Source organism: Pseudarthrobacter sp. rb (assembly GCF_056389225.1).
Map to the genome: position 1 here is coordinate 224,196 of NZ_JBWJAR010000007.1, position 16,595 is coordinate 240,790.

The following is a 16,595-nucleotide window of genomic DNA, read 5'->3' on the forward strand; positions in this document are numbered from 1 at the left end:
GGAAACGGCATGAACGATATTGCAGGCTTTTTGGCGCGTGCGTCACTGCAGGAACCAATCGACACCGCAAACGGCCGGGAGAACCCCCCGCTGTGGGGCAGCCGTTTAAGGGAGCGCGTTGAACCAAGCCTCGCCGAACTTGTCTGCACCGCGGTGGCATTACTCCGGACCTCTGGATTCCCCGCGGCGCCGGTGAGATCCCCAAGGAAGGCAATGGCCAAGTGCGTGTATCTTGGGCGCCCTTCGTCCGCAGGTGAGCCTTGGTTCTCCCGCGTCCGGAATTGCCATCGCCGAAGTGGTCCTAGACACGTGCGGGCGCCTTGTCCGAAACCATCCCGTCCACGTAATGCGTGGCGAGCAAAGTCTCGTGCCCGCCAGTTGCACAAGCCTTGCCTACCGTTACGAGCAGTTCATTCTTGCAACAAGGGTTTCAGAAGAACCATACGATCAGGCCATGGCCATGGCCAATGGCACGACAGGGCAAGCTATTGATTTGCGACGGCAGTTCGCGGATTGTCACTTTGGCTGACTACCTCAACAATCTTTGCCGGAGCGCCGTCGGCCGCACTCCAGGGCTTTAGCGACCTCAGCCCTGGGGTATGAAAGCCCGCCATGACCCGCAACCTTCTCAAAGCAGCTGGAAGAGAGGAACCGGCAGCGCTGGACGCATGGTTGGTTGACCGGAGCGGCAACAGGGCGAACCGGCAGGATCCGCGCACACTGATCTCCCTGTTTCCTTGTGAACGTCACGGGACGTCATCCATAGTTGCAGCTACTGCACGGACACGCTATCCATAGTTGCAGATTACGTCAGCGAGTTCACGCGGCGAGCCCGCCAGGAGTATCCATGCATAAGTTCACGCAGCATGTGATTGTGGCCGCGAGACAGCAGCGCGGAGAGCTGTCCCAGATTCAACAGTCTGCGGCATGGACGTTGATCCAATACTTTTCCTTGGCACGGGGATGGCCCCCTGACTCCCCGGCTTGGACCGATGCGTCGGTGAGGGAGTGGTGGGATCTTGCCAGCTCGTCAATGTACAGAAAGGTCCAGGAGGCTTGGGACCATCCCGGAATGCGTGCTCACATTAGTCAGCTGGCCGAACTGTACGAACTGAGCTGGAAACTTTATCCTTCAGCTGACCGTGACCAGGAGCGGAGAGAGTTCCTGGTCTCCATCTGTAACGATCTCGGCGTTTGGAAGGCGTGGCCCGGGCTCCATGACGTGCGGGTCCTCTTACCTCTCCCGACAGCGTTTGCCCGAAACCTCAGGAAGATGGGGCCTGCTGGTCCTGGCAGCGACTAAAAAGTCTCAGTGGCGCCTATCGGTTGGCGGATGGGTTGGTGTTGGTTGCTTCGAGGTGGTCCCCGGTCAGGTCAAGTGTGTAAACCACGAGTTGGACCTTCGGTGCGGGGCGTGGTTTCTCACGCTCAGGCCGCCTGATGTAGCCGAGCCGTCGGTACAGGCTCTGGGACGGTTCATTGTCCACGGCGGTGTCCAGGACCAGGCGCTTGGCACCCTGGGTAGTGGCGAGTCGAGCAGCCTCGTCCATAAGTCGCTGCCCGAGCCCGGTCCGGCGGGTTTCGGGCAGCACGGCGAGCAACCTGAGCTCGGCTTCGCCTTCCTCCGCCTGCCGGCTTAGATGCGATCCAAACGGCAACAGGCTTGCAGTACCCACCAGTCGACCTGTCTCCGTGTCTTCGGCAACCAGCAGGACACCTTCACGCGCACGGGCTGCCGCGTCAAGCAGCAACTGCAGGCGCTCGCCGTCAGGCTGATGGGCGCCGGGCAGGTGATGGCCGAAGCCTTCGTACGTGAGCCGCCCCACGGCGTCGTGCTCTTCGTTGCGGGCCTCACGGATCACATAGGTCCCGGTTGCGGCGGTTGCTTGGGTGGTCATCTTTGTCCTTTCGACGACGACGGCGGTCAGCTGGCGCGGTCCGCGGCGGGTTCCGGCCGGGTAGCCAGGCCAAGGTGCGATTTCAGGGTGGTGCCGGTGTATTCGGTACGGGCCAGGCCGCGTTCCTGGAGGATCGGGATGACCCTGCTGGCGAAGCCTTCCAGGTCTTGGGGGAGGAGGGAAAACATCAGGTTGAAGCCGTCGGCGGCTCCTTCGGCATGCCAACGCTCCAGGGAATCAGCGACGTGTTCCGGGCTGCCGATGAAGTCGTAGTTCCTCTTGTCTCCGGTGAGGATGGAGTAAAGATCCTTGAGGCTCACCTCGTGTTCCCGTCCCCGGATCTGTTCGCCGGCGGAACGGAAGTCCGTGCGCGGGTTGGCGATGCCGGGAATGCCGGACTGTTCAACGGTGGTGTCCGGGCCCAAGCCCGTGAAGTCGATGTGCCCCGCGAAGTACTCCTGCAGGAAGTCCAGCACTTGCCGGTCTGTGATGAGGTTGTCCAGTTCGCGGATGCGTTCCAGCGCTTCCTTGCGGCTGTCCGCGACGACTGGTGAGATGGCCTCGTAGACGTATAGCTCGTCGGGGTTCCGGCCGAATGCCGCTGCCTGGGCCCGGACCGACTCCCGATAACGGCGTGCCTGCGGGATATCCGGGTGGCTGGCGAACAAGGCGTTGGCGAAACGGGCCCCCAGGCGCTGGCCGGGGCCGGACGTACCGGCCTGCGCCAAGAGCGGGGAGTGCTGCGGGGACGGGCCGATATTGAGTGGGCCGGCCACTTTGAAAAATTCGCCCTCGTGGTGGAGGCGGTTGAGCTTGCGGCGGTCGAAGAATTGCCCGCTTGCCTGGTCATGGACGAACGCGTCCTCGTCCCAGGAGCTCCACAGGCCCTGCGTGACTTCCACGAATTCCTCGGCGCGCTGGTAGCGCAGACTGTGTTCGAAGTGTTGGTCCGCGCCGAAGTTTCCCGCCGTGCTGTTGGTCAGGTCCCTCGTGGTGACAATGTTCCAGCCAACCCTGCCGCCGCTGATGTGGTCTGCGGTGAGGGCCGCGCGGGCAAAGTTATAGGGCTGGTCGTAGGACGTTGAGGAGGTAGCGATCAGGCCAATCCTGTCCGTCACCGCACCGAGGGCCGTGACCAGGCCGACAGGATCGAAGCGGTTGAGGATGCCCGGGTTGGAAGTCTCGTCGATGGCCAGGGAGTCACCCAGAAAGATTGCATCGAACTTCGCATCCTCGGCTGTTTTGGCCAGTTGTACCTGATGGGCAAAATCGATGCTGGCCTGCGGCCACGCCGTTTCGTGACGCCACGAAGCCAGGTGGATGCCCGTCCCTACGAGGTAGGCGAAGAAGTGGATCTGCTGGCGTTCATTTGCGAGGTGCTGGTTCATGCTGCTTTCCCGGGTCCTGACAATGGCTGAGGGGCGGTCCACTGTGTGGCGCAGCGGGCCGCCCCTCAGACGATTACTTGGTCTTCTTGATGGCTGCTTCTTCGGCGGCCAGGACTTCCTGCAGCTTTGCAGCGGTCCAGTCGGCCTTGAACTGCAGGTTTCCGTCGTTGAGCTTGGTGACGGAGGCTTCAACTTCGGGGGTGTGGTAGGCGTCGACAATTTTCTTCCACAGGGGATCATCCTTGCGGTCCGCCTTCACCACGAACCCGTTGATGTAGGGGGCCAGGGCTTCGGAGTTCAGGTCTTCCTTGAAGATAATCCGGTCATCGCCCAGCCCGCCTTTCTGGGCCTGCGTGTTATTGACGACGGCGGCCTGCGTGGTGCCCTTGAGTGCGTTGACGGTTTGATTACTGTCCACGGGAACCACTTTGATCTTGCTCGAGGTGATTTCCGCAGGCGTGGACAGTGAATTGCCGCCGTCTTTGAGCTGCAGCAGTCCTGCCGTCTGGAGGTTCAGCAGCGCACGCGCCTGGTTTGTCGGGTTGTTCGGGATGGCAATCTGGGCGTCGGCGGGGAGTTCGCTGACCGACTTGTACTTTTCTGAGTACAGCGCCAGCGGATAGACCGCAGTGGCACCCACTGGGACCAAGGTGCCGTTGCTGTTCACGTTGAACTGCGACAAGTACTTGAGGTGCTGGAACAGATTAATATCCACCTGGCCTTGCTGGGTGGCGGTGTTGATCTGTGCACCGTCGGTGAAGTTCTTGACCTCCAGGTCAATACCCTGGTCCTTCAGTTTGTTCTTCAGGATGGTCCAGTGCTCCTCCGCGCCGTCGTCCACGCCGATAACCACCTTGGTGTTTCCGGGGGCGGAAGTCCCTCCTGCTGCACCTCCGCATGCCGAGAGGGACAGGGCGGCTACAAGGCCGACAGCGGCAACTAACAGGCGGTTCTTCATGATGCGACTCCGTGCAAATGGTTGATGCGAATTGAAGGTGCGGGCTATTCCCGGGGCTCACGCTAGGCATTGTCATGGGCGGCAAACCAACGCGAACGAAACACGCCGTCTTGGATCTTCTTCAAAGGAAACCGCAGGTCACAGGCCTTAACCGGGCTGGAGAGAGCCGGCCTGCACTGTTGGAATAAGCACTCAAACCAAACCCAAAGCGACCCCTGCAGGTCGCTCCCAAGGAAAAGGAGGCGCCGGTGGATGCGATCGTTTCACTGCGCGGCGTCAGCAAGGTGTTCCCCGTCCCGGGGAACAAGCGGGCCGAGCCCGTCAGTGCAGTCGACAACGTCACGCTGGAGATAGAGAAGGGAACGGTAGTGGGCGTCGTCGGCTACTCCGGTGCCGGCAAGTCAACCCTGGTACGGCTCCTGAACGGTCTGGAACGTCCGAGCAAAGGCCACGTCCATGTCAAAGGCCAGGACATCAGTTCCCTCTCCGAAAATGACCTACGGAAGGTCCGCGGCGGCGTCGGCATGATCTTCCAGCAGTTCAACCTGCTGAAATCACGCACTGTTTTTGGAAACGTCGCCTACCCGCTCAAAGTGGCTGGCTGGCCCAAAGCGAGAATCGGTCCCCGCGTGGAGGAACTGCTCGAGTTTGTGGGCATTGCTGACAAGGCGGGAACCTACCCACGGCGCCTGTCCGGCGGCCAGCAGCAACGGGTGGGCATCGCGCGTGCCCTGGCCACTGCACCTGACATCCTGTTGGCTGATGAAGCCACGAGTGCCCTTGACCCGGAAACAACCCGCGATGTCCTTCGCCTGCTCCGCAGGATCAATAAGGAACTGGGTACCACGGTTGTCGTCATCACCCATGAAATGCACGTGGTACGGGAGATCTGCGACACAGTAGTGATGATGGAGTCCGGCCGTGTTGTCGAGTCCGGTCCCACCTATTCCGTTTTCGCCAACCCGCAAAGCAGTTCCACCCAGCGGTTCGTCTCCACCGCAGTGCACGGAACCCCGGAACCCGAGACGGTCCAGCGCCTCTCCGCCGCCCATCCGGGACGATTAGTCTCGATTGGCATCTCCGAAGCTGCACCCACTCCGTTGGTGGCTGCAACGTTCGAGCGCCACGGCGTCGGCTCCAGTGTCGTCTACGGTGGCGTCACCGAAATCCAGAACCGCATCCTGGGCACGCTCACCTATGAGCTCACTGGCAGCGACGCTTCGGTTAACGCGGCGCTTGCCGAACTGGGCGACGTCACCGCCGTCGAACGTCAAATGCCGACGGCGCAACCCGCCGAAGGTGCCGTCCCGCACCTGGCCACCGTTGGAGAAAAACCATGACCACCAACTGGACCACGCTTTTGCCCGTTCTGGGCGAATCTTTTCAGCAGACCATTTATATGGTTGCGGTGACGGTTGTCCTCAGCGGTGCAGCCGGGCTGGCCCTCGGCGTGACGCTGTACGCCACCCGGCCGGGTAACCTGTTCGCCAACAAGGCTGTCTTCACTGTCCTGAACTTCATCGTCAACATCGTCCGGCCCATCCCGTTCATCATCTTCATCACGGCTATTGCCCCAGTGACGCTGATCATCATGGGTACCACCATTGGCACCACTGCCGCGATCCTGCCCATGGCGCTGATGGCAGGAGTAGTCATCGGACGTGTTGTGGAGCAGAATCTGGTCGCCTCAGACCCCGGCGTCGTCGAAGCGGCCCGGGCAATGGGAGACAGCCGGTTGCACATTCTCTGGTCGGTGGTAATTCCCGAGTCCCTGGCACCGCTGATCCTTGGCTATACCTTCATGATCATTGCGATCGTGGACATGTCGGCCATGGCCGGCTACATCGGCGGCGGCGGGTTGGGCAACTTCGCCATCATGTACGGCTACCAGCAGTTCAACTGGGAAGTCACACTCGTCACCGTGGTGATCATCATCGCCATGGTCCAGGCCGCCCAGCTGGCCGGCAACTGGCTGGCCCAGCGCATCCTGCGCCGCTGATCCCGGACCACCACCACAGGAGCAGACAGTGCCTATTGAATTCCTCGGCATGGGCGCCGGAAACGACGCCACTGAAACCACGCCGCCATCCACCGCCCAATTCGATCCCGCCTACGCGGTCCACATCGCAAAAGTCCATGAAGAGAACAATTGGGACCACGTCCTCTTCGCCTATAACTCCGCCACCCAGGACCCTGTTGTCCATGCTTCCTGGGTAGCGGCCAACACCGAACACATCAAGTTACGCCTTGCCCATCGGCCGAACGTATCCCACCCCACCCTTGCCGCACGCTCGTTCCTGACGCTGGACCACGTTGCGGCCGGACGCCTGACAGTCCACTTCATAACCGGGGGCAGCCAGGCAGACCAAGCCAGGGAAGGTGATTACCTGGCCAAGGACGACCGCTACCGCCGTACCCAGGAATACATCCGGATCGTTCGCCGGGCGTGGGAAAGCCCCGAACCGTTCGACTGGGAGGGAGAGTTTTACCGCTTCGAGGGATTCACCAGCGACGTGCGACCCTACGAGGGCCGGCGGCCCGGCATTTCCTTCGGCGGGTCCTCTCCGGCCGCATGGTGCGTGGGCGCTGAAGAGGCGGACATTTACGCCCTCTTCGGTGAACCCCTTGCAGATGCTGCCGGGCAGCAGGAACAAGTCCTGCAACGGGCCGCCGCTGCCGGACGTACGCAACCCCTCCGCTGGCAGATCGCCTTCCGCCCCATCGTTGCCTCCACCGATGAGTTGGCGTGGGAAAAGGCCCGCTCCATATTGGCGAAACTGGAAGCCCGCCGGGTGAACGGGGAAGTAATTGACCGGGTGCGGCATTATGCGGGCAAGCCGGAAGCCGCCGGGACCCAGCGCCTGCTGGCCGCAGCGGAAAGGGCAGACCACCACGACCGGGCGCTCTGGACAGCACTGGCAAAGGCGGGGGCCGGCGGCGGGGGAAGCGCCACTGCGCTGGTGGGAAGCTACGACACCGTCACCGCGGCCCTGCTCGACTACCACGCCCTCGGCTTCGAAATCTTCGGTCTTCGCGGATACGACTTCGTCCCGGACGCCATTGAGTTCGGACGAAACGTCATCCCGCAGCTCAAAGCAGAGGTCGCCCATCGGGAAGCCCACACGACGAAGGCTGCGCAGTTGCAGCGCCAAAGTGCAGCACGGGCGCAAGTGACCACTTCTGCCAGGGCAACCGGTTAGTACTGGGTTCATTACCCCGCGCTTCGGGATATGAACGCTTGTTGCCCAGGGCGTCAGCGCATTTCACCGCTGATTGAACAGCACGCTTACGGGTGGTTGGTTGGAGACACCGACCACGAAAGGAACGAACATGACGGAACATTTTGACATCAGTCCGCAGCGCCTGCGCCACGTCCTGGGCCACTTCGCCTCCGGCCTGACGATCATCACCGCCGCCACGGAGAACGGTCCTGCCGGATTTACCTGCCAGTCCTTCTCTTCCCTCTCCCTTGACCCGGCCCTGGTAACGTTCAGTCCGGCCCGCAGCTCCAGCACGTGGCCCCAGTTGCGCGAGGCCGGCCGTTTCACCGTCAACATCCTCCCCGCCGGCCACCAGCACCTGGCAGCCCAATTCGCCCGGTCCGGGACCGACAAGTTCGCAGGAGTTACATACTCCGCTTCACCGCTGGGCAATCCGGTGCTGGACAAGTCACTCGCGTGGGTGGACTGCGAACTGCATGAGGAATACGACGGCGGTGACCACACCATTGTGGTGGGCGCTGTCCGCGCCCTGGAGGCCCGGCAAGACACGGAACCACTGCTCTTCTTCAAGGGCAACTATCACCAAGGAGTTGAACGGCGCATCAGGGACCTGGAGGGCGTCGCATGACACCGGTCAAGTCCGGCTCGCGCCGGCGCGTCCGACGCCCGGCCCGGGACGGCGCCCCTGGCGATTCCACCGGCGACTTCCAGCCCTATTCTGCACAGGACTGGACCCTCATCGACGTCGGGTCAGCTGTCGAGGTTATCCCTGCCGCGGGACCGGCTTACCGGGGCCGGGTTGATGCCAAGACTCCTGACTCCACCATCGTATGGGTTGTCAGCCTGGACGGTACGGGCCGGCAGATGCACGGCAACCGTGAGGGCGTACATCTGAGCGCAGCCGAAGCGTGAGGAGCATGATCGACATGCTTACCCGCAGAATCCAGGTCACCTGTCGTGAAGAGCTTTCCTTGTTCCGCCGGCAGATGTACTCGCTCGCATGGCAGGAGATCCGTGAAGGCTGCTTGGAGGGCGCTGCCACGGCCATGGCCCGCAAGCCGTCCTGCCTGACCAATGGCGTCAGCATCGACGTCGTCTGCTTCGCACACGAGGCCGCATTCGAGCACGCTTCGTTCGTGATTTCAGTTGCCATGCACGTGCACCCCGACAGCCGGGCCGGGCAGGTGTTCTGGGAGGAAGCAGATGCCTGGGCCCACGCTGTGGCCGGGGACGACGGGTTCACCGTTGAACCCCGCGGCGCCCTGGAGACCCCCAACGGCCGGGTTTTCCACTATGCCCTGAGCGAGAAGGTCCGGGAAGGTCAGATACTTCCCCTGGAGGCAGCAGGCTCCTGAGACCGGTCAGGGCCAGCAAACGGCTGCCGGGCGGTCGCGGCAATCCTGCCATCCACGAGGACAGCAAGCAGCTGACCTGGGTGCTGTGCGAGGTCCGCCACGGCGGTTCCGATGCCCACGGATGCGAAGGGCTCACCCTGCTGTGCGGCCGGAGATAATGCCGCCCGGGGATTGCTTTCCACGGCAGCAGCCAGGGAACGCAAGGTCACTGCAGCCGACACTTCACGTGGATGAACGGCACCGAACGAGGTGCCCCGATCCAGCGCCAGGAATGCAGGCAAGCTGCAATCTGCACCGCGCCGGACCAGCTCCTGGATTGCTTCGCCCACGGTCAGGCCCGCCGGCAAAATGGGAACCCCCGCCGCCGGTCCGGGCAGCAGCGAGCCCACAGACAGGGCTGGTTCAGCCGGATCGCTGAACCCGGCGGAAGTGAGCCATTCGTCGTCGAAGTAGGTTGAAAGGTAGTTGCGGCCCGAATCCGGAATAATCACCACCACGGTGTGGCTCTCATCAAGCTCCTCTGCCAGGCGCAGCGCGGCGGCCAGGGCCGTGCCGGAGGTCCCGCCGATCAGCAGGCCTTCCTCACGGGCAGCGCGGCGCGCGGTGAGGATGGAGTCCCGGTCGGTAATCCGGATGTATCGGTCCACCAGTGCGGTGTCGAACGCCTCGGGCCAAACGTCCTCCAATGACTCCGGATGCAGGGCGTGGCCCGCGCCTTCGACATACTTGGCGCCGCCGTCTCCGCCGCCGTAAACGGAGTGGTCCGGGTCAGCTGCAACGACCTGTACTGCGCCGCTGCTGGCCTTCTTGAGGAATTTCGCTGTCCCGGAGATGGTCCCTCCGGTGCCGACGCTGGCCACGAAGTGCGTGATGCCGCCAGCGGTGTCACGCCAGATTTCAGGGCCCGTAGATGCCTCGTGCGCAGCCGGATTGGCAGGGTTGTCGTACTGCCGTGCGAGCCACGCGCCCGGTGTTCCAGCCGCAAAAGCCGCCGCACGGTTGGCCAGGTGGCCCGGATGGCTGCGGGGCACATAATCGCCCACCAGGTGAACCTCGGCACCGTACGCGCGCAGCAGTCGGATTTTCTCCGTGGCGGTGGCGGCAGGGGCGAACACCACCGACCGGTATCCGAGGTGCGCGGCCACCAGGGCCAACCCGATTCCAGTGTTCCCGCTGGTACCTTCCACCACCGTGCCGCCAGGGGACAGCAGGCCCTCCTGTTCCGCGGCGCGGATCATGGAGAGTGCAGCCCGGTCCTTGACGCTGCCGCCGATGTTCTGGAACTCAAGCTTGGCGTAAATCGTCGGCCGCAGCCCTTCACCGAGGCGGCGCAGCCGCACGAGGGGGGTATACCCGATTGCGTCCAGCACGGACTCACGAACTGTCATGGGCATACGGTAGGGCCGGGAAACTTCCGGCCACAAAGCCGTGTCATTGGCATGTCGCGCGGTGTCGGTTTGTGTCCGGGGGTGTCCCACTTTCACGCGGTCTAGGACACATTCGGCCGGGGCTGAATTGGCCGTCGTCACGGACAGTAATGGCGGTTAACCGGCGGTCGCACAATATGCTTCAAATCGGAAAGCCGCTTTAGAGTCCCGATATGGGGACGGCAACACGGACGAGCATGGCGGCGACAACATCCGGAGGAAGGCCGCCGGAGTCCGAAGACGCCGGCCTGGGTGCCTCGGCTACAGCCCCCGCAGACAGGGAACTTCGGGGCGATGTCGATACCGGCAAGGCCCGCGCTGTGCTGTGGCTCTGCCTGTCCGCGGGATTCATCACACTCCTGGACCAGTCAGTATTCATCCTGGCCGTACCCGCCATGGCGTCAGACCTGGAGGCCGGCGCTGCGGAGGTGCAATGGATCCTGGCCAGTTACTCTTTGGCCTTCGGCATCGCACTGGTCCCGTCAGGCCGGTTGGGGGACCTCCTGGGGCGCCGGGCGCTGTTCGTCACAGGGATTCTTGTATTCGGCGTCTTCAGCCTGGTGGGCGGCCTGACATCCGCCCCCTGGCTGGTCATCGTCGCCCGGCTCCTGCAGGGCCTGGGTGCCGGCTGCCTCAACCCCCAGGTGCTCGGACTCCTGCAGGACCGCTTCACGGGGGCGGAGCGGGCAAAGGCCCTGGGCTACTACGCGGCCGCCGGCGGATCCGCGGCCGTCTGCGGTCCTCTGATTGGCGGGGTCATCCTGTCCGCTGCCGGACCAAACACCGGATGGCGCCTCCTCTTCCTCGCCAATGTGCCGCTGGTTCTCGTCCTGGTCCCGCTCGCCATCAAACTCCTGCCGAAAGGCAAAGCCGCCGAATCCCAACCAGTGGAGACTACCCGCCGTCGTACTTCCGTTGACGCCCTGGGGGCGCTTCTGCTCGGCGCCGTCGTCACAACCTTCCTCGTCCCCACCGTTTACGGGACCCAGGGGGCATCGGCCCTCTGGCTGGCGGCAGGGCCGGCCAGCATTCTTTGCTTCGCCGCTTGGGAATTCCTGTACCACCGCCGCGGGCGCACGCCCCTGCTCAGCCCTGAACTGGTGCGGTCAAAAGGCTATCTGCTGGGCACGGTGGTGGCACTGTGCCAGTTCGGCGTCGGCGCCGCCATGGCAGCATTGACCGCCTTCTACTTCCTGTCCGGGACAGGACTGGCTCCGTTGGCCGCCGCCGCAATCCTCGCTCCGCAGGCCGCGGGCATGCTGCTGGCGTCCAGCCTTAGCTGGCGTTTTCTGGGCCGGTTCGGCCGGGCAGGCGTGGTGCTCGCGCTGGCGGCGTCACTGGCCACGCTTATCGCCAAAGACCTCGCAGTGCAGGGGCTGGACGACGCCGCGGCCGCCGTGGTGGTTGCCGCAGTTGGACTGGTACAGGGAGTGACCACCGGACTGGTGGTAGCACCGAACCAGGCGCTCACCTTGGGTCACGCCCCCACCGGTGCTGCCGGGGTGGCCGCGGGCTTTTACCAGCTCAGCCAGCGTTTCTCCGCGGCGCTGTGCTCTGCAGCGATCGCGGGGTTGTTCCTCAACGCCCTGCCGGACACTGGTTTCAGGGCTGCCTTTCGTGACGGCATCATCCTGTGTATGGCACTCACCGCCGCCGCCATCCTGGCCGGAGCCGTCGACTGGCTGCGGGTGGCCGCCGCTAAAAGGAGCGCCCCAATAGTTTCCAACTTGCCATCCAGTAACCGCACCAAGGAGATCCAATGAAATCGATCAGCTTCCTGACCCCCGGCAATTACCTTGACCACGCACCCGGCAGAGGCCTTGAGGAAACGCTGCAGCTGTTCGAACTCGCCGAAGAGCTTGGCTACGACGGGGCCTGGGTACGCCAGCGCCACCTCGAGCACGGCATCTCCTCCGCCACCGTCTTCCTCGCGGCAGCATCGCAGCGGACGTCCAGGATCGAACTGGGCACGGGAGTCATCCCCATCGGCTACGAAAGCCCGTTCCGCCTGGCAGAGGATATATCGACGGCCGACGTGCTTTCCGGAGGCCGGCTCCAAATAGGGCTGAGCGCGGGAGTCCCTCCACATGCAGAACTCCTGGCGGCCAAGGTGTTCGACGGCGACTGGCGCACCTTCGATTTCTCGCACCGAAGGATCGAGCGTTTCCTGGAGAACCTGGAGGGCCGGTTCCTCGGTGACGAGAACACGGTGATCCACTCGCCGGGCAATACCCAGCGGCCGCGGCTGCAGCCCTACAGCGAGGGCCTGCGCGACCGTATCTGGTACGGGGCCGGATCCGCCCGGTCAACGGACTGGGCGGCCGCCAGCGGAGTCAACCTCGTGGTGGGGAACATTGTTTCCGGTGAAGCCAGCAGTGTCTTCGCGGACGCGCAGGCCGCCAACCTGGCGCGTTATTTGCGCGATTTCCGCGGCACTCACGAGCCGCGGGTGGTGGTGGGCAGGGTGATCCTTCCGGTCGACGGCGCTGACGCCGAGACGCGGGACAGGTACGGGGCCTACGCCGCCAGCCGGCACCAGCGGACGCTCGCACCGCAGGGGGAACGGCAAACGCTGTTCGCCCCCGACCTGGTGGGCAGTTCGGAGAACATCGCAGAGGCCCTGCTGGCCGATCCGGTCACGGCCTCCGCGTCCGAGCTTCAGATCAACCTGCCGTACGAGTTTTCCATCGGGGACTACCGGCAAATCATTAGCGACTTCGCCACCCTCGTGGCTCCCGCCCTGGGTTGGCAGCCGCGGCACCTCGCAGCGGTCTAACGACAAAGCCCCGCCCGCCGCCGTCGGAATCCCTGCAACGATGGAATCACGACGGCGGCCGCCGGGGCTTTTGCTCTGGTCCGGACCTTCGGGCCCGGGGCCGCTAAGCAGTGACCGGTAACTCCGCCGGGCCGGTCGTGGCCACGCCGGCATCGCGCAGTGCAGTGAAGCCGCCGTCAACGTGCACGGCCTGGGAGTAGCCCAGCAGCTTGAGCTTGTGCGCCACGGGACCGGACCCGTTCACTGAGCCGCAGAAGACTACGATCTTCTGGTCCGGCCCGGTGATCTGGGGAAGCCGGGAGGCCGATTCCGGGCCGAAGTCCTTTGCCACGTTCGCGCGGTCCACCACGACAGCGCCGGGCACGCTTCCGGTGCTGGCTCGGCCGGCGTTACTGCGGACATCGATCAGCAGAACGCCTTCCTCAATCAGGCGGGCGGCCTGCTGCGCGCTGACCAACTGGTTGTCGGGGATGTTTTGCTCGCTCATCGTGTGCTCCTTCTATCGGGTGTGTTGTGGTGGTCTGGCAGCGTCAGGCAAGGCCCCATTCCGCGGCCAGAAGTTCTGGGCGGCGGTGGTGCGCCCGGCTGTGGGTGATGCTGGTGATGCGGTTCCTCGGCTTATGGAGCCTTTCGCATGCCCCCTGGATTCCGTCGCAGGCCATGAGGCAGAATGCGAAGGACCGGCTTGTGCTGCTCTTTCGCTGAAGGCGACTACCTCCATTGGCGCGAAAGTGCCCGTCCCAGACGGACCGCTGCTTGTTCCAGTTTTGGTTCATCGACGTCTCCGTAGGCCAGGCGCAAGTGGCGGTCTGCATCGGTGCCGGGGCCGGACGGAAAGAATGAGCCGCGCTGGTATTCGACACCCTCGGTGCTCGCATCCGCAGCCAGTTGGTCTGCATCAATGGCCGCATCGGCAAGCTTGGGCCAGAGGAACAGTCCGCCTTCGGGAAGCACTATCTCGAATGCTCCGGGTGCTTCGCGGTGCAGGGCAGTAACCAATGTTTCTGCACGGTTGCGGTACAGGGCACGTGCCTTGTTCAGCGTGGCGTCGAAGATTCCGGGGTCGGACGTGACGAGCTCGCCGATGATTGCCTGGACCAGGGTGGAGCTGTGCGAGTCCTGGCGGCTGCGAAGCGCCACGAGGTCGCGGGCCAAGTGCTCGGGAGTCACGGTCCATCCAAGCCGCAGTCCTGGACCGAGTGTCTTGGTGAAGGTGTTGATGTGCAGGACGTGGTCCGAGTTATTGAACTCCGCCACGCTTTCCTGCTCTCCGGCAAAACGCAGCTCGCGGTAGGGATTGTCCGCCAGGATCACGAAGCCGTAGTGCTCCGCGAGCCGCACGAGTTCCGCGCGGGATTCACCTGGCAGGGTGCCCTGCGAGGGGTTGTGGAAATCCGGCACTGTGTAGAGGGCGGATGGACGGGCGCCGCCCCGCAACAGGTCACTGAGCTGGTCGACGTCCAGCCCGCGTGGACCGACGGACACTGGGAGGGTCTTGGCGTCCGAGAGCTGCAAGCCGCGCAGGAACAGCGGGAAGATCGGGTTATCCACGGCCACCAGGTCGCCTCGTTCCACCACGGCCTGGATGGCCAGGGAAAGGCCGTGGAAGCCGCCGTTGGTGATCAGGATGCGGTCAACGGACACCCCTTCACGTTCCGCGATCCATTCGCGTAGTGGTGAGATGCCCTCTGTCCGCGAATACTGCAGGGCCGGAACTCCGGGTGTGGCGAGCACGCGGGCCGTTGCTTCCGCGATCTCCGCGGTGGGGAGGACGCCCGGGTCCGGGATCCCGCCCAGGAGTTCGATTGCGTCCGGACGCTTATCGCGCAGGGTCGCATCACCGAAACCCTTGGGCGCTGTGAAGGCCTCGATCAGGGCAGGCCTGCGGGTAGTTGTCAGATTCACGGTCATGCTGATGCCCTCGCTAGTTGTTTGGTTCCGGATACAGGCGCGGCCAACGGGATCGCGTCCAAGAGTGACTGTGTATAGGGATGCTGCGGTCGCAGGAAGATGTCCTCTACAGCGCCGTGCTCCACGACCTGGCCGCGCCGCAGCACGGAGACTGTGTCGGCCACCTGCCGTACCAATGCGAGGTCGTGGGAAACAAAGAGATACGTCAGGCCAAGCTCGCGCTGCAGCTTGGACAGCAGTTCCAGGATTCCCGCTTGGACGCTCACGTCGAGTGCGGATGTCGGTTCGTCCAAAACCACGACGTCGGGACGCACCACGAGCGCGCGTGCGATGGCGACCCGCTGCCGCTGGCCGCCGGAGAGATTCGCAGGCCGGCGTGACGCCACGGATTCGGGAAGGCCCACGGCTTCCAAAGCGTCCCGGACACGTTCTGCGCGTTCCACGTTCGTCCCCACGCCAAATTGGTCCAGCGGTTCCCGGATAATCCTGCTGACCTTCCAGGTGGGATCCAGGGACGTGAACGGGTTTTGGTACACGAGCTGGAGGTGGCGGCGGATCTCGCGGACTTCGGCCCGCGACCGGCCCGACGTCGATTCGCCGGCTACTGCAATCTCCCCGCCGTCCGCCTGTTCAAGACCGAGCAGCAGCCGCACAGCCGTTGTCTTTCCCGATCCTGATTCCCCAACCAGGGCGTGGGTGCGTCCGCGTTGCACGGAGAAAGAGACACCGTCAACGGCAAGAACTTCCTTGCCTCCGGCGGTGAAGCGCTTGGTGACCTCGCGCACGTCAATTTGTGCAGGCGGAACGGAAGGTGAGCCGGCAACGCCAGGCCGGGAGCCGCCGTCGGGCGCTGCATCAGCGGTGACCCGCTGGTTGCGGTACCTGTCCGGGTGCAAGGCTGGGACGTCTGCTTGGAGATTCCTTGCGTACTCGGTCTTGGGTGTCGCGAAGATTTCGCGGGACGTGCCGCTTTCCTGCACCGCTCCATCCTTCAGGACCACCAGGGAATCAGCGCGCTCGGCGGCGATCGCGAGGTCGTGCGTGATGAGGAGCAGGCTGATGTCCAGCTCGCTGCGCAGTTCCGTCAGCATGTCCAGGATCAGCTTCTGCACTGTGACATCCAGGGCTGAGGTGGGTTCGTCAGCCACGATGAGAGACGGCCGCGGCAGCACCGTCAGGGCAATGAGAACGCGCTGCAGCATCCCGCCGGAAAGCTGGTGAGGATAGGAGTCGTATACCCGGGCAGGATCCGGCAGGCCCACCTGCTTCAGCACCCGAAGGATTTTTTGGCGCCGTACCGCGGGCTCGGTTTCGCCGAGCAACGCGGCTGCTTCGTGCGCTTGTGCGCCAATGGTACGGACCGGATTGAGCGCCGAAGCCGGGTCCTGCGGGATAAACCCGAGTTCCCGGCCCCTGTACTGCCGGAACTGCTTCTCCGGCAGGGACAGGAGATCTTTGCCGTTCAGCTCCACCGTGCCGGTGGCAGACGAACCGTGGGGAAGCAACCGGAGGATGGCTTTCGCGATGGTCGACTTGCCCGAACCGGACTCGCCGATCAGCGCGAGGCTCTCGCCCTTGGCGAGTGAAAACGACACATCATGGACGACGGCGGCACGGTCATACGCGATCGACACATTTTGCACTGTTAGTAGGGAGCTCAT

15 protein-coding genes are annotated in these 16,595 nt (G+C 63.8%); 8 read left to right on the forward strand and 7 right to left on the reverse strand.

The window, feature by feature from the left end; genetic code table 11:
- Positions 1-1,319 precede the first annotated feature (1,319 nt).
- The 3 genes from ACWRN3_RS11930 to ACWRN3_RS11940 all read right to left on the reverse strand — a co-directional run bounded on the left by ACWRN3_RS11930 (position 1,320) and on the right by ACWRN3_RS11940 (position 4,244).
- On the reverse strand, positions 1,320-1,898 hold the full coding sequence (locus ACWRN3_RS11930; RefSeq protein WP_324644993.1) for a GNAT family N-acetyltransferase: 579 nt from the start codon (positions 1,896-1,898) through the stop codon (positions 1,320-1,322).
- Between the two features lie 26 nt (positions 1,899-1,924).
- Positions 1,925-3,286 (reverse strand): LLM class flavin-dependent oxidoreductase, encoded by a 1,362-nt coding sequence (locus tag ACWRN3_RS11935; RefSeq protein WP_324644995.1) that lies wholly within the window; start codon positions 3,284-3,286, stop codon positions 1,925-1,927.
- Positions 3,287-3,359: 73 nt separating this feature from the next.
- On the reverse strand, positions 3,360-4,244 hold the full coding sequence (locus tag ACWRN3_RS11940) for a MetQ/NlpA family ABC transporter substrate-binding protein (protein WP_324644997.1): 885 nt from the start codon (positions 4,242-4,244) through the stop codon (positions 3,360-3,362).
- A 248-nt stretch (positions 4,245-4,492) separates the two neighbouring features.
- Between ACWRN3_RS11940 and ACWRN3_RS11945 the strand changes: the two genes are divergently transcribed.
- The 6 genes from ACWRN3_RS11945 (at position 4,493) to ACWRN3_RS11970 (ending at position 8,820) form a co-directional block, all read left to right on the forward strand.
- The gene (locus ACWRN3_RS11945) at positions 4,493-5,584 is read left to right on the forward strand and encodes a methionine ABC transporter ATP-binding protein (RefSeq protein ID WP_324644999.1); all 1,092 of its coding nucleotides are present in this window, start codon (positions 4,493-4,495) and stop codon (positions 5,582-5,584) included.
- A complete protein-coding gene (locus ACWRN3_RS11950; protein ID WP_324645000.1) occupies positions 5,581-6,243 on the forward strand; it encodes a methionine ABC transporter permease in 663 nt (220 codons plus the stop codon). Before ACWRN3_RS11945 ends, ACWRN3_RS11950 begins: the two co-directional genes overlap by 4 nt.
- 28 nt (positions 6,244-6,271) lie before the next feature.
- Complete coding sequence (locus ACWRN3_RS11955) at positions 6,272-7,444, forward strand: LLM class flavin-dependent oxidoreductase (protein WP_255175338.1); 1,173 nt, start codon at positions 6,272-6,274, stop codon at positions 7,442-7,444.
- A gap of 130 nt (positions 7,445-7,574) precedes the next feature.
- Positions 7,575-8,093: a flavin reductase family protein gene (locus ACWRN3_RS11960; protein WP_255175339.1), complete on the forward strand. Its 519-nt coding sequence runs from the start codon at positions 7,575-7,577 to the stop codon at positions 8,091-8,093.
- A complete protein-coding gene (locus ACWRN3_RS11965; protein ID WP_255175340.1) occupies positions 8,090-8,377 on the forward strand; it encodes a hypothetical protein in 288 nt (95 codons plus the stop codon). The genes ACWRN3_RS11960 and ACWRN3_RS11965 overlap by 4 nt, the downstream gene beginning before the upstream one ends.
- A 5-nt stretch (positions 8,378-8,382) precedes the next feature.
- Positions 8,383-8,820 (forward strand): hypothetical protein, encoded by a 438-nt coding sequence (locus ACWRN3_RS11970; protein WP_476740752.1) that lies wholly within the window; start codon positions 8,383-8,385, stop codon positions 8,818-8,820.
- Here ACWRN3_RS11970 and ACWRN3_RS11975 read toward each other — a convergent pair.
- Complete coding sequence (locus ACWRN3_RS11975; protein ID WP_476740753.1) at positions 8,787-10,208, reverse strand: PLP-dependent cysteine synthase family protein; 1,422 nt, start codon at positions 10,206-10,208, stop codon at positions 8,787-8,789. The genes ACWRN3_RS11970 and ACWRN3_RS11975 overlap by 34 nt on opposite strands.
- A 236-nt stretch (positions 10,209-10,444) precedes the next feature.
- Here ACWRN3_RS11975 and ACWRN3_RS11980 point away from each other — a divergent pair, with 236 nt between their 5' ends.
- The gene (locus tag ACWRN3_RS11980) at positions 10,445-12,010 is read left to right on the forward strand and encodes an MFS transporter (protein ID WP_476740754.1); all 1,566 of its coding nucleotides are present in this window, start codon (positions 10,445-10,447) and stop codon (positions 12,008-12,010) included.
- On the forward strand, positions 12,007-13,023 hold the full coding sequence (locus ACWRN3_RS11985) for an LLM class flavin-dependent oxidoreductase (protein ID WP_255175344.1): 1,017 nt from the start codon (positions 12,007-12,009) through the stop codon (positions 13,021-13,023). Before ACWRN3_RS11980 ends, ACWRN3_RS11985 begins: the two co-directional genes overlap by 4 nt.
- Positions 13,024-13,126: 103 nt before the next feature.
- Here the strand turns inward: ACWRN3_RS11985 and ACWRN3_RS11990 are convergent, their stop codons facing one another.
- The 3 genes from ACWRN3_RS11990 to ACWRN3_RS12000 all read right to left on the reverse strand — a co-directional run bounded on the left by ACWRN3_RS11990 (position 13,127) and on the right by ACWRN3_RS12000 (position 16,595).
- The gene (locus ACWRN3_RS11990) at positions 13,127-13,510 is read right to left on the reverse strand and encodes a rhodanese-like domain-containing protein (RefSeq protein ID WP_255175345.1); all 384 of its coding nucleotides are present in this window, start codon (positions 13,508-13,510) and stop codon (positions 13,127-13,129) included.
- A 224-nt stretch (positions 13,511-13,734) separates the two neighbouring features.
- The gene (locus ACWRN3_RS11995) at positions 13,735-14,934 is read right to left on the reverse strand and encodes an aminotransferase-like domain-containing protein (protein ID WP_255175346.1); all 1,200 of its coding nucleotides are present in this window, start codon (positions 14,932-14,934) and stop codon (positions 13,735-13,737) included.
- Complete coding sequence (locus ACWRN3_RS12000; RefSeq protein ID WP_324645008.1) at positions 14,931-16,595, reverse strand: ABC transporter ATP-binding protein; 1,665 nt, start codon at positions 16,593-16,595, stop codon at positions 14,931-14,933. Before ACWRN3_RS12000 ends, ACWRN3_RS11995 begins: the two co-directional genes overlap by 4 nt.